This window comes from Jatrophihabitans sp. (assembly GCF_036388195.1).
Classification (GTDB): Bacteria; Actinomycetota; Actinomycetes; order Mycobacteriales; family Jatrophihabitantaceae; genus Jatrophihabitans_A.
Genome location: NZ_DASVSG010000071.1, coordinates 21,537 through 43,702, shown reverse-complemented (window position 1 = coordinate 43,702; position 22,166 = coordinate 21,537). Strand labels below are relative to the sequence as shown.

Here is a 22,166-nt window from a genome sequence, read left to right as displayed (position 1 = left end):
TGCTCCGCCGCGGCTGCCCAGGCGACCTTCGCCGGGCTGGTGGCGCTGCCCGACCGGCCGGCCATGGCGGCCACCCTGGCCGGCGACAGCGCCGAGCAGCGATCGGAGCTGTTGCCGCGACTGGCCGCCGCGGAGCAGCGCAGGGCCGGCGTCGGCCCTGAGCGGGCCGCAGAGCAGCGGCGGGACGAGGTGGCTGGCCTGCTGGCCGCCGCGGCTGCCTTCGCCGCTGCGGCCGAGCTGGCCGACCCAGGCATGTCGGAGCCGAGGGGCGAGCCGGAACCCAGAGGCGAACCGGGAGCGGGGGACCAGCGCGTGCCGGCAGCGGGAGGTCAGTGCTCGACGGGAGCCACGCTGGCCGCCGAGCAGCTGGCCGAGCACGCCGTGGCCCTCACCGATCCGAAGGTGCGAGACGCCCTGTGGCTGGCCCTGGACGACGGCTTCCTGCCGATCAGCCGACTGATGGAGGAGCTGCATGCCAGGGTGCCCGTGCCCTACGACGCCGCGCCGCTGTTCCTCTTCGGCTGGGCGCAATGGCGTGCCGGCAACGCGACGCTGGCGACGATGGCCGCCGAGCGGGTGCTGCAATCCCAGCCCGGTTACTCGGCCGCCGAGCTGCTCCTCACCGCGGCGCAGCGCGGCGTGGACCCGCGTGCCGTGCCGACGCTCAGCCAGGCCCGGCGCTGAGCCGGCTCAGACCGGCACGGGACGAAGCTCAGACCGGCGCCGAGAAGGGAACTCAGGCCGGCGCGCCGAGGCGAAGCTCAGACCGGCGCCGAGAAGGGAACTCAGGCCGGCGCGCCAAGGCGAAGCTCAGGCCGGCACCGAGACGAAGATGTGCCGGGCGACCTCGTCGAGCACCAGCTCGGAATCCGGGGCGCCGGTCACGTGCAGGCCGGCCGGCACCCGGGTGACCGCGACCGACAGCCCGGGCACCAATCCGGAGTCCGACAGCTGACGCATCAGATCGACGTTCGGCTGCAGGAGCTCGCTGATCCGCTCGATCCGGACCGTGACCTCCTCGGCAGCCACGGAGTCGGCCAGCGTGGGGAGCGCCGGGGCGTCCGCGCTGCCGTCGGCGGGCAGGCCGAGGTCCTCCAGGCCGGGGATCGGATTGCCGTGCGGGCAGACCAGCGGGCCGTCGAGCATCGCCACGATCCGGCGCTCCACGGCCTCGCTGATCACGTGCTCCCACCGGCAGGCCTCGTTGTGCAGCTGGTCCCATTCCAAGCCGATGACGTCGTGCAGCAGGCGCTCGGCGAGCCGGTGCTTGCGCATCACCGCCACCGCCAGGTGCCGGCCGCGATCGCTCAGCAGCAGGTGGCGGTCGCTTTCGACGTGCAGCAGGCCGTCTCGCTCCATCCGCGCGACCGTCTGGCTCACCGTCGGCCCGGACTGGCTGAGCCGCTCGGCGATCCGGGCGCGCAGCGGGGTGACGCCCTCTTCCTCGAGCTCATAGATAGTGCGCAGGTACATCTCGGTGGTGTCGATCAAGTCGCTGTGGTGATGGTTCACTTGCCGACCCCTTTCCGAACTCCGGTGCCGAACTCCGCCGGGCTGCTGCGCCGGACCCACGTCCATGTTAGAACCGTCGACATGAGCGACCATTCTCCGCAGGCCCTGATCAGCGTCGATGAGCTGGCTGCCGCCATCGAACAAGGCGCCAACCTGGTGCTGCTCGATGTCCGGTGGCAGTTAGCCGGGCCCTCCCAGTATCCGCTCTACCTCGCCGGGCATCTACCGGGGGCTCGCTGGTGCGATCTGGGAACCGATCTGGCCGACCCGGCGGGCGCCCGCGGCCGGCATCCGTTGCCCGATCCGGACCGGCTCGAAGCCAGGCTGCGGTCCTGGGGGATCGAGCCCCGGTCCCAGGTCGTGGTCTACGACGAGGCCACCTCGGTAGCGGCGGCCAGGGCCTGGTGGGTGTTGCGGTGGGCCGGGGTGGAGCAGGTCCGGGTGCTCGATGGGGGTTTCGAGGCGTGGACGCGCGCCGGCCACCCCACCGACACCGAGGAGCCCCCGCCCGGCGCCGGCACGGTCAGCGTCCGCCCCGGCAGCATGCCGGTGCTGGATGCCGACACCGCCGCATCCTGGGGCCGCGCCGGCCGGCTGGTCGACGTCCGGGCAGCCGAGCGGTACCGCGGCGAGGTTGAGCCGATCGATCCGGTCGCCGGGCACATCCCGGGCGCGATCAACCTGCCGACCACCGCCAACGTGCAGCCGTCCGGGCATTTCCTGCCGGAGCCCGAGCTGCGCCAGCGGTTCACAGCGGCCGGGGTGGACGAGGCCGGCCCGGACGCGCAGGTCGGGGTCTACTGCGGCTCGGGGGTCACCGCGGCCCACACCGTGCTCGCGATGCGGCTGGCCGGCATCGAGGCCGCGCTGTACCCGGGCTCGTGGAGCGAATGGATCACCGACCCCAGCCGGCCGATCGAAACCAGCGGGCCGGTCGAAACCAGCTGACCCGGCCGCAACCGCCCTACCGGTCCCGGTTCGCCCACGCCAGCAACTCCTCCACCGGCCAGGTGTTGACCACCCGGTCCGCCGGCACCTCGCACTCGGCGGCCCGGGCGACCCCGAAGGGCTGCCAGCCCAGCTGGCCGGGCGCGTGCCCGTCGGTGTCGATGCTGAACAGGCACCCGGCCTCGACGGCCTGCCGTAACAGCTCACGCGGCGGATCAAGCCGCTCGGGCCGGCTGTTGATCTCCACCGCGACGCCGTGCTCGGCGCACGCCGCGAACACCGCCGCGGCATCGAAGGTGCTCTGCGGCCGGGACTTGCCACCGATCAACCGGCCGGTGCAGTGCCCGAGGATGTTGGTGTGCCGGTCGGCGATCGCGGTGAGCATCCGCCGGGTCATCGCCGGTGAGTCCATCCGCAGCTTCGAGTGCACCGACGCCACCACCACGTCCAGCCGGGAGAGCAGCTCCGGGGTCTGGTCCAGGCTGCCGTCGTCGAGGATGTCGACCTCGATGCCGCTCAGCAGCCGGAACGGTCCCAGCCGCGGCGCCAGCGAGTCCAGCACCCCGAGCTGGCGCTCGAGCCGCGCCGCGGTCAGCCCGTTGGCCACCGTCAGCCGGGGGGAGTGGTCGGTCAGCGCCAGGTACTGGTGCCCGAGCTCGATGGCAGAGACCGCCATCTCCTCGATCGGGCTGCCGCCGTCGCTCCAGTCCGAATGGCTGTGCAGGTCACCGCGCAGCGCGGCCAGCAGCTCCTGGCCGGCGGGGGTGAGGTCGACCAGCGGGCCCTCCCGCTCCTCCAGCTTGGCCAGGTAGTCCGGCACCCGGCCGCTGGCCGCCTCGGTGATCACCGAGGCGGTCACCTGCCCGATGCCGGCCAGCTCGGCCAGCGTGCCGGCGCGCAACCGCTCCTCCAGCTGCGCGGCGTTGGTCAGGGCCACCTCGGCTGCCCTGCGGAACGCGCGCACCCGGTAGGTGGGAGCGCCGCTGCGTTCCAGCAGGAAGGCGATCCGGCGAAGCGCGATGACGGGGTCCACCAGCACACCGTAGAGAGCAGGCGCCCGGACGCATAGCGCAGCAGGCCGGGACGCAGAGCAGGCGGGGCCGTCCCGATAAACACCAACCGCCCGGTATCTCGACGCGAACATCGAAACACCGGGCGGCCGGAAAGACTCCTGCGCGTGGGCGGCTGCCGTCAGCGCGAACGACCGGAAAGCGCAGCGACCCAGAAAAGGGCCGTCAGGCGTCCAGGTAGTCCCGAAGCGACTGGGCCCGGGAGGGGTGGCGCAGCTTGGCCATCGTCTCCCGTTCGATCTGGCGGATCCGCTCACGGGACAGGCTGAACTTCTTCGCGATGTCGTCCAGGGTGTGCGGGTTGCCGTCGGCCAGGCCGTACCGGAGCCGGACGACGGCTGCCTCCCGGGGCTCCAGCGAGTCCAGGATCGTCCCGAGCTGTCGGCGCATCAGGTCGAACTCGACCGCCTCGGTCGGCTTGGTGGCCTCGCTGTCGGCGATGAAGTCCCCGAGCGCGGAGTCCTCGTCGGTGCCGACCGTCTGGTCCAGGCTCACCAGGTCACGGGCATGGTCGATGAGCTCGTGCAACCGCTCGACGGTGATGTCCAGCTCGCTGGCCAGCTCGGCGTCGGTGGCGTCCCGGCCGAGGTTCTGGCCCAGCTCGCGGCGCATCCGCTGCATCTTGTTGATCTGCTCGACGAGATGGACGGGCAACCGGATCGTGCGCGACTGATCTGCCATCGCGCGGCTGATCGCCTGCCGGATCCACCAGGTGGCATAGGTCGAAAACTTGAAGCCCTTGGTGTAGTCGAACTTCTCCACGGCCCGGATCAGTCCCAGGTTGCCCTCCTGGATGAGGTCCAGGAACGGCATGCCGCGGCCGGTGTAGCGCTTGGCCAGCGACACCACCAGCCGCAGGTTGGCACGCAGCAGCAAGTCCTTGGCGGTCTCGCCGTCGGCGGCCAGCGCCTGCAGCTCCCGGCGGCGCGGCAACGCCACCCGCTTGCTGGTGCTCAGCAGGTGCGTCGCGTACAAACCGGCTTCGATCCGCTTGGACAGCTCGACCTCTTCGACAGCCGTCAGCAGCGACACCTTGCCGATCTCGTTCAGGTACGAGCGGACCAGGTCGGCGGCCTGGACGACCTCGTCAAGATCAGCGGTGGCCTCGACCGGGTTGACCTCGTCCAGGACGGCCTCGGTCGGGCCGGTGAGGTCGTCGAGCTCGACCGGCGCGTTGGGCGGCGTTGCGGCAGCACGGGAGGCGCGGTGGCCCGGCAAGGTGTGGGAAGCCGCGTTGCGGCGCTTGGCTGTGCTCGGCTTGGCTGCTGGCTGTGCGGCTATATCGATGGCTGGCTGCGTCACGTTTGGGGTCCCGTCCGCTGATGGGGGTGCTTTTCTCCCGTCCTGTACAACGATTCGTAGCCGCAGTTGTTCCCGGATCGGCCTTCTCGTTGCTCCGCAGCCCCAATTGGCGCAACGCAAGAGTGTTCGTCGGCCTCGGACGAATCTGCTGTGATGTAGGCCACTCTCTGCGTCGGGGCCCATCATGCCCAGAGCAGCGTCAGCCACCTTGCCACGAGCACAGCACGAGCAACGCCCAGGACGCCCGCCAGCACGAGACGTCAGCGCCGGGACGGCGTCTCGAGCAGGAGGGTCAGCGGGCCGTCATTGACGCTGTGCACGGCCATGGTCGCGCCGAACTCCCCGGTCGCCACCGGCAGCCCGAGCGCCCGCAACTCCTCGCACACCGCGGCCACCAGCGGCTCGGCGTGGCCGGCCGGCGCGGCGGCCTGCCAGCTGGGCCGGCGTCCGGAGTTGGTGTCGGCGTACAGCGTGAACTGGCTGACCACCAGCACCGGCGCGCCGATCGAGGCCGCCGATGCCTCGTCCCGGCCGCCATCGCGCAGCACCCGCAACCCGGCGATCTTGCCGGCCAGCCAGCGAGCGTCGGAGTCGGTGTCGGAGTGGGTGACGCCGACCAGCACCAGCAAGCCTGCCGGGATCTCGCCACGAACCTGGCCGCCAACGGTCACCGACGCCGCTGAAACCCGTTGCACCACCGCCCTCATCGGTCACTCCCGGTAGCAGCGGGGCCGGCCAACTCGACGGGGACGAGGAAACCGCGATCGATCAAATCGCGGACGACCGGTAGCAGAGCGGTGATCACCTCGTCGACACCGGCTGACACCGAGGCCGCCAGCACGCTGAGCACCACACCGAGGGCAGCCTCGCCCGTGCAGGCGGCCACCAGCGCCGCGACCGCATCGTCGACCTCCAGCTCCCAGCGCAGGCCGCCGGCCTGGCGCAGTTGCGCGACCGCCTGCTGCCAGCCGTCGGCGGTGAGCACCGAGTGCGTCGAGCGGACCATGCCGGCCGCGGCTGTCAACCGGGCTTCCAGCAGCTCCGGGACCGACCGGTCCCGCAGCCAGGCCTGCCGGCCGAACCAGTCCTCGATCGCCGGCCCGATCGGATGCTCATGGGCCTGCGGAACGTCCTGGCAGACCACCTGCGAGGCGTGCCCACCGGTACGCCGCAGGCTGATCAAGCCCATTCCGATGCCGGCCACCCCGGCAGCGGCGAACCAGTCCAGCCACTGGTCATAGCGCTGCTGCCAGCCGGGGGTGCCCGGCTGCTCGCCGGCATCGCGCAACCACAGCGCGACGTACTCGCCCGGTTCGGCGACCTCGCGCTGCCATACCCAGGCCTGGCAGCCGGCCGGCGGGAACCACTCCGAGACCCGCTCCTCCCAACTCTGGGACGCGCCGATGATCCAGTTGGCCAGCAGCTGCCCGGTGCCGCCCTCGGCCAGCCGGGCCGGCAGCCCGCGGACCAGCTCCGCGCACACCGAGTCCCCGGGTAGGCCGCTGTCGCGGTAGCGGAAGCCGCCGGCGCCAGGGGCGAAGCCCGGGCCGACGATGAACGGCGGGTTGGACACGATGAGATCGAACTGCTCCTGCCCGACCGGCTCCAGCAGCGAGCCTTGCCGCAGGCCCCAGCGCTTGCCGTTCAGCGCCGCCGTGGTGGCCGCCATCCGCAGCGCCCGGCCGCTCAGGTCGGTGGCCGTCACCGACCCGCTGTGCTCGGACAGATGCAGCGCCTGGACGCCGCAGCCGGTGCCGACGTCCAGCGCGCGCCGCACCGGATCGCGCACGGTGGCCTCGGCCAGGGTCAGCCCGGCCGAGCCGATCCCCAGCACGTGTTCCGGGTGCAGCGGGCCCGGCCGGACCTCGGCGCCGAGGTCGGAGACCACCCACCAGTCCGGTCCGCCGGTCTCGGAGTAGGGCCGCAGGTCCAGCGTCGCGCGGACGGAGCCGGCGGCCTCCTCGACCAGGCCGGCGGCGACGGCCTGCGACAGCGGCAGCGGGCGCAGGACCGCCTCCGCGGCGGCGGACGGCGCCGGCAACCCGAGCAGGAACAGCCGGATCAGCGTCTCGGTCTCCGAACCGCCCCGGGTCAGCCGGTCGGCGCCGCTGAGGTCGCCACGCGACATCGCCGCCTCTCCGGGCAGCCCCAGCGCCTCGGCGACGGCTACCGAGCCGTACCGGCCACGGATCGCCTGGCCCAGCTGATCGAGCACGGACGCCGGGAACAGCGGCTGGACGCTCATGCCGGCTCCGCCGCGGCTGGACGGTCGACCGGGCCAGCCGCAGCCGCCCCGACCGGACCCGGCTCCGCCTCAGCTGGACGGTCGACGGGCTCCGCCGACGCCGCCCCGGCCGGACCCGGGCCCGGAACGAGGCCGAGTCGTCGCGCCGCCCAGCCGGCGATCAGCTCCGCGATCGCGGCCGGCTGGCTCAACTGCAGGTCGTGCCCGCCCTCGATCCGGTGGCCGCTGGAGTTCCCGATCGCGGCCAGCAGCCTGGTCGGGGTGGCGGACGGGATCATCGAGTCGGAGTCGCCGCTGATCACCATGGCCGGCGCCGTGATCAGCGGCAGGGCGGCGTTGATCCGAGGCAGCTCGGCGAGCAGCGCCCGCTGCTCGAGCAGGAAACTGCGCCAGACCGGCCGGTAGCGCATCGCCGCCCCGCTGGCGCTGCCGTACGGGCGGTCGGCGTCGGCAAGAGCGTCCAGGATCGCTGACCGGGCCCGCCACCGGACGACCGGGCGTCCCAGGTGCAGCGTCATGAACGCGATCAGCTCGCCCACCACCGGCGCGGCCAGCACCGGATCGATCCGCATCAGGCAGCCCGGCCCGACCGAGCCGAGCAGCGCCAGCCCGGCCAGCTCCGGCGGCCGGCGTGCCGCCGTCAGGATCGCCAGCCCGCCGGCCCAGCTGTGCCCCACCAACACGACCGGGCCCGCCTGGACGCGCGCCAGCCAGTCCTGCAGCCAGCGCTCGTTGCCCGGGTAGCCGGCGGCCGGCAACGGGTTGGCGCCGTAACCGGGCCGGTCGGGCGCCAGCACCCGGACGCCGCTCGGCAGCCGGAGCAGCAGCTCCCGGCGCAGCGGCCAGAAGCTGGCGGAGGAGTCCGGTTGGCCGTGCAGCAGGACGATCGTCGGCGTGGGCACGAGCACCATCGTGCCGCAGCGGGAACTCTCCTGCGGCGGCGATGCAGGTCACCCCGTCGACTTCCCCAGCGGGCTCCTCGCGGTGGCACGATGGTGTGGTGCGCCCGTCGAGAAACCCCAGCGACCGGCCGATCCTCATCACCGAGGCACCGGTCAATGCCGACGACGAGTTCGACCACCGGCGCAAGCGGTACCTGCTGATGATGACGCTGCGGGCGGTGTGCATCATCGGCGCCGCCAGCACCTTCTCGCTGTCGGGTTGGATCGCGGCCGGCTTCGTCGCCGCGGCGCTGGTGCTGCCCTGGTCGGCCGTGCTGATCGCCAATGACCGCCCGCCCAAGCAGGAGCTGCGCTTCCGCCGCTTCGTCGGCGCCGGCGACCAGGCCCAGCGCCAGCTGACCTCCGGCGACGCGCCGGCCGCCGACCGTCCCGAGCCGTCCGAGCCGCGGGTCATCGACATCTGAGCTGCCCGGCTCCCTGCCGCGATGGCACAATCGGTGGGTGACTACCCAGACCCTGGATGACCCGAAGACCGCCGACGCCGACCAGGGCGATCAGGTCTTCCACTACGTCCGCAAGAACAAGGTCGCCGAGAGCGCGGTGCTGGGCACCATGGTCGAGGCGCTGTGCGGCGAGGTCTTTCCGGTGACCCGGGCAGCCAAGCCGGGCTCGCCGGTGTGCTCGCGTTGCAAGGAGATCTATGAGTCGCTGCCGGCCGGTGGATCTGCCTGAGCCGGCCGAGGCGCCGAGGTAGCCGCCGGAGACGGGGGTGACGGAGGCGGAGCCGTCACAGACGGAGACGGAGCTGACGAAGGCGGAGCTGACGGAGGCGGAGCTGACGGAGGCGAAGCTGACGGAGGCGAAGCCGCCACAGACGGGCCTGCCGGCGAGCGTGCGCCCGCACCGCCCGGCTGACCTAGCTCCGGGCCGGGTGTGAAGCGCTTCCAACCCCGTCCCGCGCCGCGCGCCTTGCCCGTGATGGTCGGCGAGCGCTGCTCGATCTCGGCGTTGAACTCAGCGCCCAGCAGCACCCCGAGGGCGAGCAGGAAGAAGAACAGCAGCGCCGCGATCGGCGCCGCCAGCGTTCCGTAGGCGTGGTTCTGGTCGATGATGAAGCTGATGTAGAAGCGCAGGCCGATCGACCCGGCCAGGAAGATCACCATCGCCAGCAGCGCGCCCGGCACGCCCCGCCGCCACGGCAGCCGCCGCGGTGGCGCCAGGTGGTAGAGGCTGGTCAGCCCGATCAGCAGCAACAGCAGGACCACCGGCCAGTAGGCATCGCCGATCACCCGGTCCGCGGTCTCCCGCGCCCCTTCGGGAAACAGCTCGGGCAGCAGCGCCGGGCCCAGCACCAGGGCGGGCAGCACGACCACACCCACCACGATCGAGCCCAGGTAGATGCCCAGCGCCAGCAGCCTGCTGCGGACCGCGCCGCGCAGGTCGCGCATGCCGTAGGCGATCGTGATGGTGTTGACGAAGGTGGCGGTCGCCGACGAGCCCGCCCACAGCGCCAGCACGAAACCGACCGAGATGACGTCGGCCCGGCCCTCGCGCAGCACCTCCTGCACCACCGGCGCGATCAGCTGGTCGACCACCTCGGTGCTGAAGGCCCGGGAGAAGGCGGTCAACAGGTTCTGCTGCACCCGGTCGACGGTGCCCGCCCCGGCCAGCTCGGAGAAGTAGCCCAGCGCGGCCAGCAGCGCCAGGAACAGCGACGGCAACGACAAGAGCTGCCAGAACGCCGCCTCGGCCGAGAGTCCGAGGATCCGGTCGTTCCAGGCGCGGGACACGGTTCTTCGTGCCAGCGTCCGCACCGTGCGCTGGCTCATCACAGGTTCCTAGTCTGCCCCAGTCCTGCCGGTCGGGCGGAGCTGTGACACGCGACGGCGCCGAGACCGTGCTGATCTCGTTGGGCCCGACACCGCGAGCCGGGTCAATCTCACATCGGCGCGGGTTGGTCGCTGCCGGCCGGGCGGACTGTGGTTAGCCTTGCCGGGCGGGCGGAAATCCACTGCCGGGACCGCATCGGACGAGCAGGCGAAGGGGGCGGCGTCGAGTGCCAGAACGCCGCCCGACCGGTACCCGGCTGCGCCTGTGGCAGCGGGAGGCGCTGGCCAAGTACGAGACCGAGCCGCGCAGGGACTTCCTGCTCACCGCCACCCCCGGGGCTGGCAAGACGACGTTCGCGCTGAGCCTGGCGGTGGGCCTGCTGAGCCGCCGGGTGATCGACCGGGTGATCGTGGTGGCCCCCACCGACCACCTGCGCTCGCAGTGGGCCGAGGCCGCCCAGCGGTTCGGGGTCGCGCTCGCGCCGAACCTGGGCAACTCGGTGGGCCCGGTGCCGGCCGACCTGCACGGCTACGTCACGACCTACGCCCAGGTGGCCGGCAAACCGACCCTGCACGCGGCCCGGGCCACCTCCCGGCGCAGCCTGGTCATCCTGGACGAGATCCACCACGCCGGGGACGGGCTGTCCTGGGGCGAGGCGGTCGAGCACGCCTTCGCCGGCGCCAGCCGCCGGGTCTGCCTGACCGGGACGCCGTTTCGCACCCGGGTCGGCGAGCGCATCCCGTTCGTCCGGTACGAGCCCGACGGCGAGGGCGGCCTGGTCTCCACCGCGGACTTCAGCTACGGCTATGCCGACGCGCTGCGCGACCATGTGGTCCGCCCGGTGGTCTTCGCCGCCTACACCGGGGTGTCGCGGTGGCGGAACTCCGCCGGTGAGGTGATCGCCGCCTCGCTGACCGAGGCCGGCACCAAGTCCACCGAGCAGGCCGCCTGGCGCACCGCGCTGGCCCCGGACGGCGACTGGGTGCCGCACGTGATCGCGGCGATGGACGAGCGGCTCACCCAGCTGCGGGAGTCCGGCATGCCCGACGCCGCCGGGCTGGTGCTCGCCTCCGACCAGGAGGACGCCCGCGCCTACGCCTCGATCGTGCACCGGGTCACCGGCGAGAAGCCGTACCTGATCCTCTCCGACGACCCCAAGGCCAGCTCCAAGATCGCCAAGTTCGCCGCCGGCGGCCCCCGGATCGCGGTCTGCGTCCGGATGGTCTCCGAAGGCGTGGACGTGCCCCGGGCCGCCTGCCTGGCCTGGCTCACCAGCTACCGGACGCCGCTGTTCTTCGCCCAGGCGGTGGGCCGGGTGGTGCGCTCCCGGGGGCGGCACGAATCCGCGACGGTGTTCCTGCCCGCGGTGCGGCCGTTGCTGAGCCTGGCCGCGGAGCTGGAGACCGAACGCAACCACGTGCTGCCGCCGCCGGCCGGCCCGGCCGACTCGCTGGAGCTGGTGGACGAGCTGCCCGACGAGCAGCCCGAGCAGGCCGAGTCGGCCTTGCTGGAGGAGTGGCAGGCGCTGACGGCCGAGGCGCAGTTCGCCCACGTCCTGCAGGGCGGCCGGGCGGTCACCCCCGACGCCGGGCCGGGTCCCCAGACCGACGGCGAGGATGACTTCATTGGTCTGCCGGGCCTGTTGTCGGCCGAGCAGACCGCGGCGTTGCTGGCCCGCCGCGACGAGGAGCTGCGCAAGCGGGCCACCAGCGCCCGGCGGGCCGATCCGGCTGCCCAGCCGGCAGAGGACGCCGGGGCGGCGGTGGGCAGCTGGCGGGCGGCCGCGGACCTGCGCCGGGAGGTGAACCGGCTGGTGTCGGTGCTGGCGGCCCGGACCGGCGTTCCGCACGCGGCATTGCACGCCCAGGTCAGGGCGGCGGTGCCCGGCCCGGCCTCGGCCTCGGCCTCGCTGGAGCTGCTGGAGTCCCGGCGGGCGTACCTGATGGCCCGGATGTGAAGGACCCACAGCGGTCGGCAGGCCGGCCGGGCCGAACGCATCGGTCACGGTGGCGAAACGTTTCGGGGAGTTCGCTACACGCGTAATAACTCTCAATTGAGTTACTGGCGGGACTACGGCGCGCCTGAACTGGTTGTATGTAGTAAGCAGACACGATAAGTCTCAGAGCAGCAGAGGCCCCAGGTCTGTGAGACCGACCGCGAGAACTGTCGCAGAGATGAGGGACCAGTGACCAGCACCTTGACCGTCGAGCCATTGACCGCAGCAGACCGCTGCGACCGGTGTGGCGCGCAGGCCTACGTGCGCGTCACTCTCCCGGCTGGGAGCGAGCTGTTGTTCTGTGCTCACCACGGCCGCGAGTACGCGCCCAAGCTGCGTGAGTTGGACGCCGAGATCCTGGACGAGTCGGAGCGGCTGGATGAATCCCAGCCGAGGCCGGTCGCGTCCGCGGGTCTGCCTGACTGAGAACTGCAGTCCGGCCGTCCAGGCCACGTCATACCAGAGAAGACCGGTCCCGCTGGGGCCGGTCTTCTTCGTTCCCCCGGCAGCGCAGGCAGCACTGATCTTGGCGAACTAGGATGCCTGACTTCGCGGGAACCCAGCAAGCTGGGCGAACCCGACCCGCAGCGCGGTCGGGACGAGAAGCCGGATATCAGCGCCGGCCGGCGGCGCCGGTCGGGTAGGTGAGGGGAACGGCGGATGGCGGTACGGCAGTTGTCGCTGTGGTTGCAGCCCGAGCAGGCGGCCGCCGCGGAGCTCGACGCGGTGATCGCGCGACTGGCGGCCGTGCACCGCACCGCCGTCTTCCCGGCCCACCTGACGCTGCTCGGGGTTCTGGAGCAGGAGCCGGACGCCGCCGTGAGCAGCCTGCGGCAGGTGGCGCAGCTGCTGGACCCGCTGACGGCCCGGTTCGATCAGACCCGGTGCGAGCCTGCCTGGCACCGCTCGCTGTACCTGGCCGCCGTTGCCGACCCCACGCTCCGGCGGGCGTTCGAGGACGCGGCGCGGATGTTCGGCCTGCGTGGCAAGCCGGCGTTCGATCCGCACCTGAGCCTGCAGTACTCCGAGCTGCCGGTGGCGGACAAGCTGCGGCTGGCGGCGAGCCTGTCGCTGGAGCTGCCGATGACCGTCCGGTTCGACCGGGTGTCGCTGTGGCATACCCCGGGCTCGGATGCCGGCCGGTGGCGGCAACTGGCCGACTGCCCCCTGTAGGCCTCGCTGGGCCACTCCGGCTCCGCGGCCTGCTGCTGCCCCCGCCGGCGCAGGGAACGCCTCAGCCGCCCCTACGTGAGTGGCTCACTCCGGTCCGGCCGCCGGCCGCCGGCCGGCTGAGGCCGTGGTGGGCGGCGAGCACACCCCGGCTGGACAGGTGCGACAGGAGTGACCAGCGCGAAGCCGAGGACAGCACCGAGCCGGCCGAGAGCCACGATCCGATCGAGAGGATCGACAGCGCGGAGCCCACACTGCCGATCGAGGCGAACGACCCGACGCTGCCGATCGACAGGACCGAGCCCCGGGAGCCGATCGACAGCACGCTGTCCTGTGACCACAGGGACCACCGCGAGGACCCGGACGGGCATGCCGGCGAGTTGGAGTTTGTCATTCCGGCAGCATGACAGCCGCGATCGCGCGCGAACAGGCCTGCCTGCGCGGCAAGCCGCCGCTGAGCAGCCGGCGACCTGGCTCACTGTCAGCAACCAGTCGGGCACACGGTGCGGTCACGATCGGCTGACGTGTCTGCGAGGTCGCGTTCATCACAATCAGGAGAATCTGTCGAGCATTTTGGACGCACCATGGGCGTGTGAAGATCAGTTTCATGCTGACATTAGCTACCCTTAGTAGCAGCCAACAGTTGGCACGTTACAAAGTCTTCACGGGGGGATGTTTTGTAATCGTTAAGTCACTCCCGGTGACGGTAACGATTAAAAATACCCTTATGTGAAAAGGGCTTTCGCGAGGTGTGGTCTCAGTGTAAGTTTTGCGGACAGCACCCGGCATGAGGCCGGAGAAGATGGCCACGGTGGGCCACCCGATCACTCCAGCAGGACACCCTGGCGTTCTGTCAGCCGTCATCTGGAACGCAGTTGAAGATCAAGTCGGTGTGATTTCCAGAAGGCGAGGCTGAGATGATCACAGACAGTGCATCCATTCTCGGAGAGACGTATCCGACGCTTACAGCGGCCTCGCCCATCACGGCCGGCTTGCAGACCGGGGGCATGCAGTGAGGTTCGACGCGGGGCAAACCACCTGGAACCTGCCATCGCCGTTGCGGGCGCCGGCGGCGTCCCGACGCCGTGGCCGGCTGCCGGTGGCGGCGGTACGCCCGGACTACGAACTCATCCCGATGAACGGATCGCGCCTGGAGACACCCGGGCTCGAGCGTGGCGCGCCGGCGGGCGCCATCTGCGCGGTGTCCTACCGGGCCGAGCTGCGGCCCTCGACCTGGGAGCTGCTGAGCCACCTGGTCGATCCGCAGGCTGCGGTGGTGGCTCGATCCCGGCTCACCGGCGGACGCCCCGTCGATGAGTACGAGGCGGCGGGGCTCGACGATTCGATGTGGTCGCTGGAATCGGCGACGGCGGCTGCGGCCGGGCTGCTCGGCGAGCCGGTCCGCGAGCTGGGCCGCGGGGCCGTCATCGAGGCGCTGCGGGACGATACCCCCGGCCTGCGCTGCGAGGACGTCATCATCGCCGTCGACGGCCGGACGGTCGAGACGGCGGTGCACCTCAGGGGAGCGCTGGCGGGCCTCGACTCGGCCGAGCTGACGGTGTTGCGCGGCTCCGCGCGGCCGGGATCGCTGTCGAAGGTGAAGATCAGCCGGCACCCGGACGGCGCGTGGGGAATCCGGGTCGTGACCGCCGATCGAGTGCTGCGGCACGGCATCGATGCGCGCTTCAGCCTTCCCGGCGACCTGCGCGGGCCCTCGCTGGGGCTGGCCTGCGCGTTGAGTGTCGTCGATGCCTTCACCGGTGGCCGGCTTGCCGCCGGTGGCGTCGTGGTCGCAACCGGAACGGTCGACATGACCGGCCGGGTGGGCAGCGTCGGGGCAATTGAGTTCAAGGCTCGTGCGGTGCGGGCACATCCGCACGTACGACGCTTTGTGGTTCCCGCGGAGTCGGGCGCCGACGTTGACGATGCGCGTCGGGTGCTCGGTGGGCGGGCAGAAGTTGTGGCGGTGGCCTCGTTGGCTGAAGCGGTAGAGGTGCTCTGCGGTTTCAGGTGGCGAGGCAGGCAAGTCACCCATCGATCACCTGATCGGCAATGGGTTAGCACCGTCCGGTAAGGCGTCCATCCGGCGCCGGACAATTTCCTTGGAGGGAAAATGCGTTACACGTCCGCACGTTGGTCCTCGGCCCGCTGGTCCTCGGCCCGCTGGTCCTCGGCCCGCTGGTCATCAGCCCGCTGGTCCTCCGCCCGCTGGTCGGCCGGCGCAGGCACTACGGTCGACAGCGTCGAGCTGTAGCTCGACCGCTCTTCATGAGGCCGGGCGGTGGGTTCTTCCCGCCGCCCGGTTCTGATCTGGTCAGCCGGATCAGGTAACGCGCCAGCCCCCTGCGTGGTGGTTGCGCGTGTTCAAAGACGCTGATCGGTGGCTGGGTCCGGCATGCCGCCGAAATACCGGTCGAGCACGTCCGTGAAGACGGGCTCGTCCGGTGCTGCCCTGGCGAACAGCGTCATTGACGACTGCAGCTTGCGCGCGTCCAGCTCGCCGAAGATCTGCGGCGCGCTCCGGTCATGCCGCTCTGCCAGTATGCGCGCGCATTCGATGAGCCGCGACCCGAGCACCGGGTGCTCCAGGTATGCCCGCGCCTGGGCCAGCGAGCTGATCGCGAACCTCCTCGACATGGGGCTCTGTCCCAGTCCCGCGATCTGCGGGAACACGAACCACATCCAGTGGCTGGTCTTGCGGCCTCGGCGCAGCTCCGCGACCGCGCGCTCGAAGGTCTGCTCGTCCTCCTGTGCCCGGACGAACCGCTCCAAGTCGGCGCCAGCCTGATCCCCGGCGTTGCCCATCGGATCTCCTGTCTGCGACACGGCATGTGACCTGCTCCGGCGAATGTGCTTCAAAACATTGATACTCCGTTACTCTTCGTAACCGGCCCGTTCGGTCGATGAGGGGATCTGTCCGAACAAAATCCCCGAATAGCGGAGTCCGGCATGTCGAACACCCAAGCAAACACAACCAAAAAGAGTGAAGCGGAGGTTACTGGCAGTCACCGTGTCGTGCGTCGGCTACGCCGCTTGCCGATGCTGTCGGCATTGCTCTCAGCACTGCTGCTTGCCGGCCTGCTGATGGCCGCCGGTCAACACCGGCCTGCGAAGGCCGCAGCGGCCGAAGCGCCGATCCGGGCCGCGTTCTACTACGGGTGGTTTCCCGAGACCGAGCACTGGGCCTCCCACTACACCCCGACTGCGGGCAAGTACGACAGCAGCGACCCGGCGGTGGTGGCCACCCAGGTGCGCCAGGCCAAGGCTGCCGGCCTGAACGCCTTCATCTCCTCGTGGTGGGGCCAGGGCACCAAGACCGACTCGCGGCTGCCGTTGCTGCTCGACACCGCCGCTGCCCAGGGCTTCAAGGTGGCGCCGTACTTCGAGCGCGAGGGGTTCGGCAATCCGACTGCCGCGGAATTGAGCTCCGACCTCGGTTACCTGGCCGCCAAGGCCGCCGCCAGCCCGGCGTGGCTGCGGGTGGGTGGCCGCCCGGTGCTGTTCGTCTACAACGCCGATGACACCAGCTGCGCGGTGGCCGACCGCTGGCTGGCCGCCAACCAGGGCCGCTTCTACCTCAACCTGAAGGTCATGCCCGGCTACCAGAACTGCGCGTCCCAGCCTGATGCGTGGCACCAGTACGGGCCCGCCTCGGCGATCCAGCAGGTGCTGCCGTGGTCGGTGAACGTCGCGCCCGGGTTCTTCAAGTTCGACGAGAGCGCCCCGCGGCTGGCCCGCGACCTGGCCACCTTCAAGTCGGCGCTGGCCCAGCAGGTCAAGTCCGGCGCGCAGTGGCAGTTGATGACCAGCTGGAACGAGTGGGGCGAGGGGACCGGCGTCGAGCCGACCGTCCAGTTCGGGCAGGCCTATCTGGACGCGATGGCCAGCGCCTATCGCGGCGCCACCGCCTCGGCCACGCCGTCCTCGACCGGCTCGGCTGCGGCCGTCGCGCTGCCGGTCGCCGACAGCTACGTCAAGTCCAACACCGCCAGCACCAACTACGGCACGGCGACCACGGTGCAGCAGAACGCCACCAGCTCCGCGATCGCGGTGTCCTACCTGCGCTTCCCGGCGCCGGCCGGCGCGGTCACCAAGGCGACCCTGCGGCTGTTCTCACGGTCGACCGGAACCACCCGGACCAAGGTGTTCGGCACGTCGGCCACCTGGGACGAGCGTGCCCTGACCTGGGCCAACCGCCCCGCGCTGGGCGCTCAGGTCGGCGTCACCGGCACCCTGACCGCCGGCCAGTGGACCGAGGCGGACGTGACCGCGGCGGTGCGCGGCGGCGCGACGTCGTTCGGGCTGACCACCTCGGCGACCGCGACCCGCTACTTCGACAGCAGGGAAACGGCGAACCCGCCGCAGTTGATGCTCGAGTACTCCACGACCAGCTCGGCGCCCGCTACCAGCTCTGCCCCTGCCACCAGCTCTGCGCCCGCTACCAGTTCGGCGCCGGCGACCTCCGCCCCGGCGACCAGCTCGGCTCCGGCGCCGACCAGCTCCGCTCCGGCCGCCTCGCCGGTGATCGCCGCGGTGGGCGACATCGCCTGCGCTCCCGGCTATACCGTGGGTTCCACCTGCCAGCACAAGGCGGTGGCCGACAAGATCATCAGTGACACCGCCGTCTCCCGGGTGCTGGCCCTGGGTGACATCCAGTACGAGGCCGGCGCGCTGTCGGCCTTCCAGAACTCCTACGACAAGTCCTGGGGCGCGCTGAAGTCCAAGACCAAGCCGGTGCCCGGCAACCACGAGTACGGAACGCCCGGCGCCGCGGGCTACTACGACTACTTCGGGGCGCTGGCCGGTGACCGGACCAAGGGCTACTACTCCTTCGACGTGGGCGCCTGGCACTTCGTCGCTCTCAACTCCGAGGTCGACATCACCGCCGGCGGGGCCCAGGTGGCATGGCTGAAGGCCGATCTTGCCGCCCACCCGAACAAGTGCGTCGGGGCGATGTGGCACAAGCCGCGGTGGTCGAGCGGCACCCACGGCGACCACTCGTCGATGGCCCCGTTCGTCCAGGCGCTCTACGACGCCAAGGCCGAGCTGATCCTGTCCGGTCACGATCATGACTACGAGCGGTTCTACCCGCTGAACCCGTCCGGCGTCCGGGACGACGCCCGGGGCATCGTCCAGATCGTCTCCGGCGAGGGAGGCAAGAACCACTACGCCGTCGCGGGCCGTTCGACCACCGCGGCCAAGGACAACACCTCCTACGGCTACGCCCGGCTGACCCTGCACCCCGACAGCGCGGACGTCGCCTTCGTCCCGGCGGTCGGCGCCTACCGGGATGCCGCCAAGATCACCTGCCGGTGATCGTGCGCTCGCAGCTCGGTCAGGGTTGCCAGACCGAGTGATCGTGAGCGAAGACCACCCGGGCTGGATCGAACTGCCGGAGCCGTTCGATCCAGCCCGGGATGTGCGGCAGCTCTTCGGCATGCCGGTCCTGGCGGGCACGCCAGGCAAGCATGTCCGAGCTGAAGTCGGTGGCGGTGTCGTGGCTCTGGCCGGCGACCACGACGGTGCCGTCGGGCTGGCGGACCACCAGTGACTGATGGCCCTCGGTGTGGCCGGGGGTGGGGATGAGCAGCACCCCGGGCAGCACCTCGGACTCGCCGGACAGCTCCTCATACCGTGCGCCGGGCGTGTCGATCAGCTCGGCAAGGGTGTAGTCCTCGACGGTGCGCGCCGTGGCCAGCTCCACCGCCTGGGTGAAGATCGGCCGTCCGGGGAACAGCCCGTTGCCGCCGCAGTGGTCGAAGTGCAGGTGGCAGTTGGTGAGCAGATCGATGTCGGCGATGCCGCTGCCGGCCCGGGCCAGCGCCTCGGCCACGCCGGTACGGCGCGGGCGGTAGTGGCTGTCCACGTCGGGATGACGGCCCATTCCGGTGTCGAAGAGCAGCGTGCCCTGTGGATGCCTGACCAGATAGCCCAGGCAGGGCTCCACCCGCGGCGACCCGGATGGGGTTTCCGCGCCCGGGCGGAGGAAGTACCCGTAGTCGAGCCGGTGCACCGAGATCGACGTCATGCCGCGAGATCCCTTCCTGGGTCCCTGCTCCTTCCGGGGCAGCGATGGGCTCAGGCGCGCCAGCGGTATGGCCGGATGTCAACGCCACGTTCGGATGGTTCGCCTCGATCGAGTACACCATGGACACTGGACGTGGCGGCTGAGAGCCCAGCCCAGTGAGGTAAGCCCAGCCGTCCGTGCGTGGTTGACACACGCCCTGGCTGGGTCGACAGAAAGTGAGATCAGCCATGGGTGACGAAGACATGGACGTCGAGGCCGTCCGCAAGCAGCTGTCCGTCGCGGTGTCCCAGCAGCTCGGGTCGATGGTGAGCCTGACGGTGCTCGCGGGCAGCCTGCGGGGCGCCGCCTACGTCGGGTTGAAGCTTCGGCTGCGCGAGTTCGCGGTGGCCGAGGTGACCGACACCGAGCGGCTGGTGGAGATGTTCTGCGCCCTCGGCGGACAGTTGCAGCCGATGGAGGTGCCGCCACCGCCGAGCACCGACTCCGCCACGGCGTTGAAGGAGTTCATCGAGCGGGACAAGCAGGTGATGGCGAGCTTGCACGCGGTGATTCCGCACTCCGGGCAGGAGCCGCAGAGCGAGGCGCTGGAGCACCTGGTCGAGCATGTGCTGCTGCGCAAGCAGGAACAGCTGGACTTCCTGCTGCTGGCTCAGGACTGAGCGAAGCGGAACTGCCCCCGCGCTGGTCAGGCGCGGGGCAGTTCCGTGCCCGCCGGAGAGGCCGGCCTGCTCATGGTCCACTCCGAATGATGTGAGAGCGATGAGCCGCCACGAGGTGTCTTACATATCGTGTTACGGTTGACCGGTGGCTGACACCATCACCTTCCGTCCCGACGAGGATGCGTCCCGAGCTCTGGAAGTTCTCACCCGGGACGGAACACCGGTCTCCGCCGCGGTGCGGTCCGCGCTGATCGAGGCAGCACGGCAGCGCGCGGTTGCCTCTGTTCGTGCCGAGGCTCAAGCGCTGGCGGCTGACGAGCAGGACCGGGCCGAAGCGATGCAGGTGCTGCGTGACATGGAGACCCTGCGTGCGTGGTGAGGTGTACCGGTTGCGCGCTCCACGAGGAGCGCTCGGTCATGAGCAGGCCGGTTCACGCTATGCCGTAGTGGTGCAGTCCGACCAGTTGCCGCTGTCGACATGGTTGGTGGCGCCGACCTCCACGTCCGCGCGGGCTGCCAGCTTCCGCCCGGAGGTGGAGATCGCCGGCCGCAGCACCCGAGTCCTGGCCGAGCAGACCGCGGCCGTCGACCCGTCCCGTCTCGGTGACCGCGCTGGGACTCTTACCTTCGAGGAGCTGCGCCGGGTCGATGCGGCGCTGCGCATCGTCCTGGACCTGTAGTAGCCGCTGAAATAACCAGCGCCCCCCGCCACCGAGGTGACGAGGGGCGCTGGCCAGAAGGCGAAGCTCAGGAAGCCTGGGCTCCGTGGTCGTGCGCATCGCCGCCGAGCGGGCCGGCGAAGGTGTGCTCCGGTCCGGCAGGCGCCGGGATGGTGAAGTGGCCGGGGACCTTCTTGCCGGGGACGCCGTTGACGGCCTCGGTGGAGTAGGCGAAGGTCATGACCGCGAACGCCACCGCATCGGTGTTGACCTCGAGAGCGTGGTCGTTGTTGTTCGCGTAGGTGTCACAGGCCTGGTGGTAGCACGGGTCGAACGCCTGACCCGCGGTGCCGCCCCAGATGTCTTCCTGCTCCTCGGTCTTCACTACCTCAGCGCCGGTGAAGAGCCCGCTGGACGGGATCCCGTTGTTGATGAACGCCTGGTAGTCGCTGCGACCGCTGAACAGGGTGTCGTCGTACGGCTCGCCACGCAGCGTGTAGAAGGACTCGAAGACCCTCTCGATCGCCGCTGAGCCCTCGGGGATCGTCACGCCGGCCGGCGCTTCGAAGCTCGACTCGTTGGCGTCGTACACCATGAAGATGTAGTTCGGCGAGCCGATCATGTCGAAGTTGAGGTACAGCGCGATCCGGTCGAGTTCCGCCTGAGACTGCTGGGCAACCCACCGGGTCGAGCCGATCAGGCCCTCTTCCTCAGCACCCCACCACGCGAAGCGCACGGTGTTCTCCGGACGGAGCTTGGTCATCGCCTGGGCGACCTCGAGCAGCGCCGCGGAGCCGCTGCCGTTGTCGTTGATGCCCGGTCCCTCCGGCACCGAGTCCAGGTGGGCGCCGGCCATCACGACGTTGTCGTCGTTGCGCCCGGCAAGCTCGGCGATGACGTTGAAGGAGTGACGGGTCAGGAAGTCGACCTTCACCTGAGCTGTGGAACCCGCCGCGGCCAGAGCCTCGCCCTGGGCGAAGCTGGCTCCGACGACCGGGATGCCGACGACGTTCTCGCCGCCGAGGGTGCCGACGATGAGGCCCAAGCGGTCGTCCGCGTTACCCTGGTTGAAGATGATCACGGCTTCCGCGCCCGCAGCCTCGGCGTTGAGCGCCTTGACGTTGAAGCCGCAGGTCCCGCGCTGCATGAGCGCGATGTCGTTCGTGCCGGAGAAGTCCAGCCCCGCGAAGTCAGCCGCTTCGCAGCCGCTGCTGCTGGCCCGGGCTCCGGTCAGGGCGAGGTCGACGGGAATGACGTTGCCCGTCACGTCGCCCTCTCCGGTCCCGGTGTAGGCGCCGGTGGCGTAGGTGGCCTGCACCGGGGTGAGCTGGCGCAGCAGGGAGTCGGTGGCCTCGTAGGAGAAGGGGACCTTCTCGGCCTCCCAGCCCGCGGCGGCTAGCACGCCCATGACGTAGTCGACGCTGGCGGCATACCCGGGGGTGCTGTCGGCCCGCGTTCCGCCGTTGGCGTCGGCGATCCGCTGCAACGCCGCCTGGTGCTCGCGGACGCCCTCGAGCCGGACGCATTCCAGCATCTTGCTGTAGGTGTTGTTGGTGCGGCTGTCGCAACCCGCCTGCGCGGGGGCGGCGCCTGCGGGCATGGTCGCAAGGCCGCCTAGTAGGAGGGCGCCGCCCGACAGAAGCGCGACCGCGCCCCTTCGAACGGTAGAACGGTGTACCACCACAGTGTCTCCTTGTCTGAGTCGAAGCTACGAGAGTCCCCGAGCCTCTGACGTCTACTTTGTCGGCCAAGGATCGCCGACACCTTCTTTACATGTACTCCACATGAACGTACCTGGCCGCGTGTGAGGCGTGCGCAAGGTATTGGGGTTCGGGCTCCCTGCTC

General features: G+C 70.7%; 24 protein-coding genes. 12 read left to right on the top strand and 12 right to left on the bottom strand.

Going from position 1 to position 22,166, the window contains the following annotated elements; translation table 11 throughout:
• On the top strand, nucleotides 1-684 hold a 684-nt coding region (locus VF612_RS07445; RefSeq protein WP_408659217.1), incomplete at its 5' end, for a DUF4192 family protein.
• 126 nt (nucleotides 685-810) lie between these two features.
• On the opposite strand, the gene VF612_RS07440 is transcribed toward VF612_RS07445, so the two are convergent.
• Nucleotides 811-1,512 carry a metal-dependent transcriptional regulator gene (locus VF612_RS07440; RefSeq protein ID WP_408659216.1) on the bottom strand — a complete coding sequence of 234 codons (702 nt, stop codon included), beginning with the start codon at nucleotides 1,510-1,512 and terminating at the stop codon, nucleotides 811-813.
• An 81-nt stretch (nucleotides 1,513-1,593) separates the two neighbouring features.
• On the opposite strand from VF612_RS07440, the gene VF612_RS07435 reads away from it, so the two are divergent.
• Entirely contained in the window at nucleotides 1,594-2,460 is an 867-nt protein-coding gene (locus VF612_RS07435) for a sulfurtransferase (protein ID WP_408659215.1), read from the top strand.
• Between the two features lie 16 nt (nucleotides 2,461-2,476).
• Here VF612_RS07435 and VF612_RS07430 read toward each other — a convergent pair whose 3' ends face one another.
• The 5 genes from VF612_RS07430 to VF612_RS07410 all read right to left on the bottom strand — a co-directional run bounded on the left by VF612_RS07430 (nucleotide 2,477) and on the right by VF612_RS07410 (nucleotide 7,979).
• Nucleotides 2,477-3,493, bottom strand: coding sequence for a PHP domain-containing protein (locus VF612_RS07430; protein WP_408659214.1), 1,017 nt, complete (start codon nucleotides 3,491-3,493; stop codon nucleotides 2,477-2,479).
• Between the two features lie 202 nt (nucleotides 3,494-3,695).
• A complete protein-coding gene (gene sigB, locus VF612_RS07425; RefSeq protein WP_408659220.1) occupies nucleotides 3,696-4,658 on the bottom strand; it encodes an RNA polymerase sigma factor SigB in 963 nt (320 codons plus the stop codon).
• Between the two features lie 434 nt (nucleotides 4,659-5,092).
• Nucleotides 5,093-5,539 (bottom strand): D-aminoacyl-tRNA deacylase, encoded by a 447-nt coding sequence (gene dtd / locus VF612_RS07420; protein ID WP_408659213.1) that lies wholly within the window; start codon nucleotides 5,537-5,539, stop codon nucleotides 5,093-5,095.
• Nucleotides 5,536-7,077, bottom strand: coding sequence for a DUF7059 domain-containing protein (locus VF612_RS07415; protein ID WP_408659212.1), 1,542 nt, complete (start codon nucleotides 7,075-7,077; stop codon nucleotides 5,536-5,538). The genes dtd and VF612_RS07415 overlap by 4 nt, the downstream gene beginning before the upstream one ends.
• A complete protein-coding gene (locus VF612_RS07410; protein ID WP_408659211.1) occupies nucleotides 7,074-7,979 on the bottom strand; it encodes an alpha/beta fold hydrolase in 906 nt (301 codons plus the stop codon). Before VF612_RS07410 ends, VF612_RS07415 begins: the two co-directional genes overlap by 4 nt.
• Nucleotides 7,980-8,077: 98 nt before the next feature.
• Here VF612_RS07410 and VF612_RS07405 point away from each other — a divergent pair, with 98 nt between their 5' ends.
• Both VF612_RS07405 and VF612_RS07400 read left to right on the top strand, forming a co-directional pair.
• Nucleotides 8,078-8,443 (top strand): DUF3099 domain-containing protein, encoded by a 366-nt coding sequence (locus VF612_RS07405; protein WP_408659210.1) that lies wholly within the window; start codon nucleotides 8,078-8,080, stop codon nucleotides 8,441-8,443.
• Nucleotides 8,444-8,480: 37 nt separating this feature from the next.
• Nucleotides 8,481-8,711, top strand: a complete 231-nt coding sequence (locus VF612_RS07400) for a DUF3039 domain-containing protein (protein ID WP_408659209.1) — start codon at nucleotides 8,481-8,483, stop codon at nucleotides 8,709-8,711.
• Here the strand turns inward: VF612_RS07400 and VF612_RS07395 are convergent.
• Entirely contained in the window at nucleotides 8,678-9,808 is a 1,131-nt protein-coding gene (locus tag VF612_RS07395; protein WP_408659208.1) for a YihY/virulence factor BrkB family protein, read from the bottom strand. The two genes, VF612_RS07400 and VF612_RS07395, sit on opposite strands and share 34 nt — an antisense overlap.
• 227 nt (nucleotides 9,809-10,035) lie before the next feature.
• On the opposite strand from VF612_RS07395, the gene VF612_RS07390 reads away from it, so the two are divergent.
• From VF612_RS07390 to VF612_RS07380, 3 genes are all read left to right on the top strand, one after another.
• A complete protein-coding gene (locus VF612_RS07390) occupies nucleotides 10,036-11,766 on the top strand; it encodes a DEAD/DEAH box helicase (RefSeq protein WP_408659207.1) in 1,731 nt (576 codons plus the stop codon).
• 228 nt (nucleotides 11,767-11,994) lie between these two features.
• Nucleotides 11,995-12,231, top strand: coding sequence for a DUF7455 domain-containing protein (locus tag VF612_RS07385; protein ID WP_408659206.1), 237 nt, complete (start codon nucleotides 11,995-11,997; stop codon nucleotides 12,229-12,231).
• Between the two features lie 234 nt (nucleotides 12,232-12,465).
• The gene (locus tag VF612_RS07380; RefSeq protein ID WP_408659205.1) at nucleotides 12,466-12,978 is read left to right on the top strand and encodes a 2'-5' RNA ligase family protein; all 513 of its coding nucleotides are present in this window, start codon (nucleotides 12,466-12,468) and stop codon (nucleotides 12,976-12,978) included.
• Nucleotides 12,979-13,039: 61 nt separating this feature from the next.
• On the opposite strand, the gene VF612_RS07375 is transcribed toward VF612_RS07380, so the two are convergent.
• Both VF612_RS07375 and VF612_RS07370 read right to left on the bottom strand, forming a co-directional pair.
• Nucleotides 13,040-13,369: a hypothetical protein gene (locus tag VF612_RS07375; protein ID WP_408659204.1), complete on the bottom strand. Its 330-nt coding sequence runs from the start codon at nucleotides 13,367-13,369 to the stop codon at nucleotides 13,040-13,042.
• Nucleotides 13,366-13,584, bottom strand: coding sequence for a hypothetical protein (locus VF612_RS07370; protein ID WP_408659203.1), 219 nt, complete (start codon nucleotides 13,582-13,584; stop codon nucleotides 13,366-13,368). Before VF612_RS07370 ends, VF612_RS07375 begins: the two co-directional genes overlap by 4 nt.
• 403 nt (nucleotides 13,585-13,987) lie before the next feature.
• Here VF612_RS07370 and VF612_RS07365 point away from each other — a divergent pair, with 403 nt between their 5' ends.
• Nucleotides 13,988-15,049, top strand: a complete 1,062-nt coding sequence (locus tag VF612_RS07365) for a S16 family serine protease (RefSeq protein ID WP_408659202.1) — start codon at nucleotides 13,988-13,990, stop codon at nucleotides 15,047-15,049.
• A gap of 290 nt (nucleotides 15,050-15,339) precedes the next feature.
• On the opposite strand, the gene VF612_RS07360 is transcribed toward VF612_RS07365, so the two are convergent.
• Complete coding sequence (locus tag VF612_RS07360; RefSeq protein WP_408659201.1) at nucleotides 15,340-15,780, bottom strand: DUF1810 domain-containing protein; 441 nt, start codon at nucleotides 15,778-15,780, stop codon at nucleotides 15,340-15,342.
• A 246-nt stretch (nucleotides 15,781-16,026) separates the two neighbouring features.
• Here VF612_RS07360 and VF612_RS07355 point away from each other — a divergent pair, with 246 nt between their 5' ends.
• A complete protein-coding gene (locus tag VF612_RS07355) occupies nucleotides 16,027-18,291 on the top strand; it encodes a DUF7594 domain-containing protein (RefSeq protein WP_408659200.1) in 2,265 nt (754 codons plus the stop codon).
• 19 nt (nucleotides 18,292-18,310) lie between these two features.
• Here the strand turns inward: VF612_RS07355 and VF612_RS07350 are convergent, their stop codons facing one another.
• Nucleotides 18,311-19,003: an N-acyl homoserine lactonase family protein gene (locus VF612_RS07350; RefSeq protein ID WP_408659199.1), complete on the bottom strand. Its 693-nt coding sequence runs from the start codon at nucleotides 19,001-19,003 to the stop codon at nucleotides 18,311-18,313.
• Nucleotides 19,004-19,230: 227 nt separating this feature from the next.
• Here VF612_RS07350 and VF612_RS07345 point away from each other — a divergent pair, with 227 nt between their 5' ends.
• The 3 genes from VF612_RS07345 to VF612_RS07335 all read left to right on the top strand — a co-directional run bounded on the left by VF612_RS07345 (nucleotide 19,231) and on the right by VF612_RS07335 (nucleotide 20,342).
• Nucleotides 19,231-19,662, top strand: coding sequence for a ferritin-like domain-containing protein (locus VF612_RS07345; RefSeq protein WP_408659198.1), 432 nt, complete (start codon nucleotides 19,231-19,233; stop codon nucleotides 19,660-19,662).
• A gap of 145 nt (nucleotides 19,663-19,807) precedes the next feature.
• Nucleotides 19,808-20,041, top strand: coding sequence for a hypothetical protein (locus VF612_RS07340; RefSeq protein ID WP_408659197.1), 234 nt, complete (start codon nucleotides 19,808-19,810; stop codon nucleotides 20,039-20,041).
• Nucleotides 20,031-20,342 carry a type II toxin-antitoxin system PemK/MazF family toxin gene (locus tag VF612_RS07335; protein WP_408659196.1) on the top strand — a complete coding sequence of 104 codons (312 nt, stop codon included), beginning with the start codon at nucleotides 20,031-20,033 and terminating at the stop codon, nucleotides 20,340-20,342. Before VF612_RS07340 ends, VF612_RS07335 begins: the two co-directional genes overlap by 11 nt.
• 67 nt (nucleotides 20,343-20,409) lie before the next feature.
• Here the strand turns inward: VF612_RS07335 and VF612_RS07330 are convergent, their stop codons facing one another.
• The gene (locus VF612_RS07330) at nucleotides 20,410-21,921 is read right to left on the bottom strand and encodes a M20/M25/M40 family metallo-hydrolase (protein WP_408659195.1); all 1,512 of its coding nucleotides are present in this window, start codon (nucleotides 21,919-21,921) and stop codon (nucleotides 20,410-20,412) included.
• Nucleotides 21,922-22,166 lie beyond the last annotated feature (245 nt).